5 protein-coding genes are annotated in these 6943 nt (G+C 42.1%); all 5 read left to right on the top strand.

Translation table 11 applies throughout. The features are described 5' to 3' along the window. A partial coding sequence (locus tag QWZ08_RS27735) for a hypothetical protein (RefSeq protein WP_290341182.1) occupies positions 1-238 on the top strand: 238 nt, incomplete at its 5' end. Positions 239-270: 32 nt separating this feature from the next. Then, a complete protein-coding gene (locus QWZ08_RS27730; protein ID WP_290341180.1) occupies positions 271-951 on the top strand; it encodes a 3-keto-disaccharide hydrolase in 681 nt (226 codons plus the stop codon). 75 nt (positions 952-1026) lie between these two features. Then, entirely contained in the window at positions 1027-2754 is a 1728-nt protein-coding gene (locus tag QWZ08_RS27725) for a GMC oxidoreductase (protein ID WP_290341178.1), read from the top strand. 78 nt (positions 2755-2832) lie between these two features. Continuing rightward, the gene (locus QWZ08_RS27720; RefSeq protein WP_290341176.1) at positions 2833-3600 is read left to right on the top strand and encodes a 3-keto-disaccharide hydrolase; all 768 of its coding nucleotides are present in this window, start codon (positions 2833-2835) and stop codon (positions 3598-3600) included. A 7-nt stretch (positions 3601-3607) separates the two neighbouring features. Beyond that, positions 3608-6931 (top strand): VCBS repeat-containing protein, encoded by a 3324-nt coding sequence (locus QWZ08_RS27715; RefSeq protein ID WP_290341174.1) that lies wholly within the window; start codon positions 3608-3610, stop codon positions 6929-6931. Positions 6932-6943 lie beyond the last annotated feature (12 nt).

Here is a 6943-nt window from a genome sequence, read left to right as displayed (position 1 = left end):
GCTGGGTGGCAACTTTTACCAGAGTAAACCGGAGGCAGGTATTTACGATGCCAGCTATGGCCTGCTGTTGAAAGGAGATGGCAAGGGCAATTTTAAAGCGGTTAATGAAAGTCAAAGCGGGATAATGGTTAAAGGGCAGGTAAGAAATATTACCAATATCAAAGCTGGTAAAAGAAATCTAACCATTTTTTCCATGAACAATGAAGCGCCAACAATTTTTGAAATGACAAATAAATAATCACGATCACTTTTAAAAAACGACTTGCTGATATGAAAAAATTAATTGTTGCCTGCTTATTATTTGCCGGTATTGCGGCAAATGCACAAACCGAAAAAGCGAAAACGAAACCACTTTTTAATGGCAAAAATTTAAATGGCTGGTACAGCTTTCTTACTTCAAAAGGAAAGAATAGTGATCCTGAAAAAGTATTCAATATCGAAAATGGTTTGCTGCATATTTCGGGAAAAGAGTTCGGTTATATTTGTACTGAAAAAGTATACAGCAATTTTCACCTGATAGTTGAATTTAAATGGGGCACAAAAAAGTATCCACCAAGAGATGCAGACACCACTAAAAGAGACAACGGCATTTTATATTTCGTACCGCTCAATGCAAAGGATTTTGTCTGGCCAAAAGGTATCGAGTGCCAGATACAGGAAGGTGATGTAGGTGATTTCTGGATGGTGGATAGTGCAACAGTTGTAGTAGATGGCGTTCGTTCGGTTCCTAAAGATTTTAACCGGGCTAAAAAGAAAGCCGATGCAGAAAAACCAACAGGCGAATGGAACAGGGTAGAAGTAATTTCAAACAACGGAAAGCTTACACATATTGTAAATGGTACCGTTGTAAATGAAGCGACAGACCCAAGTGTAACCGAAGGAAAAATAATTATTCAGTCAGAAGGAGCAGAAATATATTACCGCAAGATTGAGCTTGCCGAATTGGAATAAAGGTGACTGCCTTTAGCAGAACAATTAAAGAACGAACAGTAAAAATAATTTGATTAACGATTAAAACAGAGTGCTATGCCTGGAGATTCCACCAATATCAATAACAAATCAGCCACCCAAAATACCTATGATGCCATCGTAATTGGTTCCGGCATCAGTGGTGGCTGGGCCGCAAAAGAACTAACTGAAAAAGGATTAAAGGTGCTGATGCTGGAACGTGGACGTCCGCATGAACACATCAAGGATTATGCATCGGCCAGTAAAGATCCATGGGATTTTCCTCACCGCGGCAAAGCGCCCTTACAGTATAAAAAAGACAACCCCGTTATATCGCGTGATTGGGCCATGTATGGTACCGCAGCGCAGGAAGCAATCCTGGACAGTTGGGTAAATGAAAAGGAATGTCCTTATGTACAGGAAAAGCCTTTCGCCTGGTGGCGCAGCTACCAGTTTGGCGGCCGTTCACTCTTATGGGGAAGACAAAGTTATCGTTTAAGTGACCTGGATTTTGAAGCCAATGCAAAAGACGGCATTGCCATCGACTGGCCAATCCGTTATAAAGAGATGGCGCCCTGGTATGACTATGTAGAAAAATTCGCCGGCATTAGTGGCTCCATAGAAGGTTTACCGCATTTGCCGGACGGACATTTTTTACCGCCGATGGAATTGAATGTGGTAGAAAAAGATGTGGCAGCAAGAATAAAGCAACAATACAAAGACCGCCATATGATCATTGGGCGTGTGGCCAATTTAACAGCACCGTTGCAGGCAAGAACCCAGTGCCAGTACAGGAACCGTTGCTGGGAAGGATGTCCTTTCGGCGGTTATTTTAGTACGCAGTCGTCTACATTTCCAGCGGCAACTGCTACCGGTAATTTAACCGTTCGGCCATGGAGCATTGTTACAAAAATCATTTACGATAAAAATACAAAGAAGGCAACAGGCGTAGAAGTGCTGGACGCTGAAAACAATAAAACTTACGAGTTTCATGCAAAAATTCTTTTCCTGAATGCTTCTGCTTTAAACAGTGCCTGGGTGCTGATGAATTCAGCAACTGATATCTGGCCTGATGGACTTGGCAGCAGCAGTGGCGAATTAGGTCATAATGTGATGGATCATCACTACATGCTGGGCGCACAGGGAACAATAGAAGGTTTTGAAGATAAAACAACCTACGGCCGCAGGGCGAATGGTTTTTATATTACCCGCTTTGCGAATTTATATGGTGATAAAAGGGACTTTTTGCGTGGGTATGGTTACCAGGGAAGTGCCAGCCGTGAAGGCTGGAGCCGTGAAGTAGCTGAACTGAATATTGGCGGCGATTTTAAAGAAGCGTTGACTGAACCCGGAGCATGGAGCATTGGAGCTACAGGCTTTGGTGAGATACTGCCTTACCATGATAATAAAATTTCTTTGCACAAAACTGTAAAAGACAAATGGGGCTTACCCGTTTTATCTATGGATGCAGGATTGAAAGAAAACGAATTAAAAATGCGTAAAGATATTATTAAAGAACTGGTAGCCATGTTTGAAGCCGCAGGTGTGAAAAATATTACTACCTGGGATAAGGACTATAACATTGGCCAGGGCATTCACGAAATGGGTACGGCACGCATGGGCAACGACCCCAAAACATCGGTATTGAATTCGCACAACCAGGTATGGGATGCACTGAACGTGTTTGTAACAGATGGTGCAGCGATGACTTCATCCGCCTGTCAAAATCCATCGCTTACTTATATGGCATTAACCGCAAGGGCGGCGGAATATGCGGTGAGTGAATTGAAGAAAGGGAATATCTAAATGTATTTTAAAAGCGATGAAACAAAAAGAAGGCTTGCAACACAACTAATAATTAACAACAAATCAATCATTAAAAAAATGAAACAACACTTATTTTTTTCAGCAATACTGGTGGCCGGTTTTTTAAGCACCAATGCACAAAATGCAAAACCAGAAGACACAGAATATTATACACCCGTGCCTAAAGTAATTACCCCAGGTAGTGCGTATGGTGTGCCGCCAAGTGATGCGGTTGTATTATTCGATGGAAAAAATCTCGACCAGTGGGTGCCAACCAAGGACAGCACTTCAAACAACAAATGGACTGTTGCCGATAATTGCATGACGGTAAACAAAGCCAACGGAGATCTGCAGACAAAAAGATCATTTACCGATTTTCAACTGCATATTGAATACCGTATTCCGGCGAACATTACCGGTAGCGGTCAGGCACGTGGTAACAGCGGTATTTTTTTAGCAGCATTGCCATGGGGCGCAGGCGGCTACGAATTGCAGGTGCTGGATAATTACAATAATACTACGTATGTAAACGGCCAGGCAGGAAGTATGTATAAACAAACGCCGCCATTGGTGAACGCTTGCCGAAAACCCGGCGAGTGGCAAACCTATGATGTTGTTTGGACTGCACCCCGCTTTAACGAAGATGGTACAGTGAAAAGCCCTGCCCGTGTAACGGTTTTACACAATGGCGTACTGGTACAAAATAATACCACATTAACAGGCGATACACCCTACATTGGTAAACCGGAATATAAAAAACATGGTGCTGCGCCCATTAAATTACAAGCCCATGGTGATAAAAGTGAACCAATCAGTTACCGCAATATCTGGCTGAGAGAACTATAACCAACCAATGAATTTTCAACGCATATTATATTGCCTGTTTACGGCCATTATATTTTGCGGATGTAAAAGTAAAACGGATACGCTGTTTTCAATGATGCCTGCAGCGCAGACGGGTATTGACTTTGAAAATAAAATTGCGGATACGGACACGCTGAACATCCTCGACTATTTGTATTACTATAATGGGGGCGGTGTAGCAGTTGCGGATTTTAACAATGACGGCCTTGCGGATATTTATTTCACGTCCAACCAGGGCAGTAATAAATTATACCTTAACAAAGGAAATTTTAGATTTGAAGACATCACTGCCAAAGCAGGCGTGGAGGGAAAGGGCAATTGGAAAACAGGTGTTACAGTGGCGGATGTTAACGGTGACGGCTTGCTGGACATATACGTTAGTGAAGTTGGGGGATATAAAAGTTTTAAAGGCAGCAATGAACTCTTTATAAATAATGGCGCTTCATCTTCGGGTGAGATAACCTTTACAGAAAGTGCACATACTTACGGACTGGATATTGAAGGCTTCAATACCCAGTCCGTTTTTTTTGATTACGACCATGACGGTGACCTGGACATGTTCCTGGTAAACCATTCTGTACATTCCAGCCAGAGCTATGGCGACTCTTCCATGCGGCATGTAAAAGACCAGGCAGCCGGAGATAAATTATTCAGGAATGATAGTACAGCCACCGGAAGAAAATTCGTTGAAGTAACAATCGAAGCCGGAATTTACAGCAGTATTGTCGGTTATGGTTTAAATATAGCTGTAGCAGATATTAACAATGATGGCTGGGATGATATTTATGTAAGCAACGATTTTCATGAAAATGATTATTACTATCTCAACAACCACAACGGAACTTTTTCAGAAATAAACCGGGAGGCTTTTGGCCATGAAAGTCGATTTTCTATGGGCAGTGCCATTGCTGATATGAACAACGATGGCTGGCAGGATATCATTACGCTCGACATGTTACCTTCAGATGAAAAAACACTAAAAGCTTCCGCGGGAGATGACCCGTTGGACATCTACAATTTTAAATTTGGTTTTGGATATTACCACCAGTATGCACGCAATTGTTTACAGATAAATGCAGGCGGCGGAAAAAAATTCAGTGACATTGCTTTGTACGCCGGTGTTGCTGCAACAGACTGGAGCTGGAGCCCGCTGGCAGCGGATTTTGATAATGATGGCATTAAAGATTTATTTATCTCCAACGGTATTTTGAGACGACCAAACGATCTTGATTTTGTAAAATTTTACAGCAGCACAACAGGCAATGATACCAGTCGGGCAGCAGATTTGGCGGCCATCAGCAAGATGCCCGAAGGCAAAATAAGCAACTATATTTTTAAAGGAACCGACAGCCTGAAATTTATTGATGAAACCAACACATGGGGTCTTCAACACCCGGGCTTCAGCAATGGCGCAGCTTATGCGGATTTGGACAATGATGGTGACCTGGATATTGTCATCAACAACATCAACGAGCCGGCCACTATTTACCGGAACAACACGGTGCAGCAGCAGTTAAATCATTTTATAGAACTGCAGTTAAAAGGTGATGATCAAAATAAATTTGGTATCGGTGCCAAGGTTACGCTTCAACAAAAAGCCAACATACAAACCAGCTATATCAATGCCAGCAAAGGCTTTGAAAGTGCGTCACTTCAGTACATTCATTTTGGTACAGGAGCAGATTCAATCATTGATAAAATTGAAATTCAATGGCCGGATGGAAAATCACAATTATTAACGAATGTAAAAGCCGATCAGCGACTTGCAGTTTTATACAAGGACGCAGGCAGCAATAACAATTCATTGCTTCCGGGATTTAATACTGAAGACAAAAAATTGTTTGCAGATATTACCGATTCAATTCAACTGCCGTACAAACACAAGGAAAATAATTTCAACGATTTTAACGTACAGGCTTTTATTCCACACATGGTTTCTACACAAGGACCAAAATTGGCAGTAGCTGATGTGAACAGCGATGGCCTGGAAGATTTTTTTGTTTGCGGCGCTGCAGGCCAGGCGGGCGCTTTGTTTCAGCAAAACGCTGCCGGTAAATTTATTGCCACCAATCAAAAATTATTTAGTGCAGATGCCGCATGTGAAGATGTGAATGCCCTCTTTTTTGATGCAGACAATGATGGCGACAAGGACTTGTATGTAGTAACAGGTGGCAATGAAACGGAAGCAAAAGTCGCATCTTCTTTAGACAGGTTATACCTCAATGATGGCAAGGGAAACTTTAGTAAATCCGCCACGTTGCCGTTGCTTTATGGAAATAAATCTGTAGCTGTTGCTGCCGATATTGATCACGACGGAGACATGGATATATTTGTTGGTGGAAGAGTGGTAGCAGGCCGGTATGGCGATGTCCCAACCTCTTATTTATTGATCAATGATGGCAAGGGAAATTTTACTATAGCCGATGATACAAAAGCGCCGGGCCTGAATAAAATCGGAATGGTAACGGATGCCATATGGACTGACATTGATAAAGACGGCTGGCAGGATTTGGTAATCGTTGGTGAGTGGATGCCCATCACTCTGTATAAAAACCAACAAGGCAAACTGGTAAATGGAACTGAGGGTGCTGGATTGGCAAAGACAACAGGCCTGTGGACTACGATTCATGCTGCTGATTTAAACAATGATGGCACCGATGAACTATTGGCAGGTAACTGGGGAGAAAATTCAAAGCTGCATGCCAGTGAACAATATCCATTAAAATTATTTGCCGGCGACCTGGATAACAATGGTGCCATGGACCAGGTACTCGCCACTGAAAAAAATGGCAAGTATTATACCTTTCTGGGTAAAGAAGAAATAGAAAAACAATTGCCTGCTTTGATGCGCAAAAAATATTTACTGTACAGCAGCTTTGCGGGACAAACGGTGGAAGAAGTATTTGGTGAAAAATTGGATCATGCAAAAAAATATACGGCCAGTTTATTGTCGTCTGTAACGCTCGCCAACAATGGCAAAGGAAAGTTTACCATTAGTAAATTACCTGCATCCGTTCAATGGTCGCCTGTGTTTTCTTTTTTAACGGATGACATAAATGACGATGGAAAACCGGATATCATTTCAGCCGGCAATTTTTTCGGCGTATTGCCTTATGAAGGCCGCTATGATGCAGGACTGGGAAGCGTTTTGACAAATGCAGGTAGCAATCGATTTAATGTATTGCCATCATACATTAGTGGATTTATGGCAAGCGGTGAAGTAAGAGACATCAAAAAAATAAAGCTGGTAAACGGCGGCGAATACATACTTGTTGCAAGAAACAATGACAGCATACTTATCTTCAAAGAATAATTTTTTACTTCG

The sequence above is a fragment of the Ferruginibacter paludis genome (assembly GCF_030409685.1).
In the GTDB taxonomy this organism is placed as follows: Bacteria; Bacteroidota; Bacteroidia; order Chitinophagales; family Chitinophagaceae; genus Ferruginibacter; species Ferruginibacter paludis.
The sequence above is the reverse complement of the archived record's forward strand: the minus strand, read 5'-3'. Positions and strand labels throughout refer to the sequence as shown.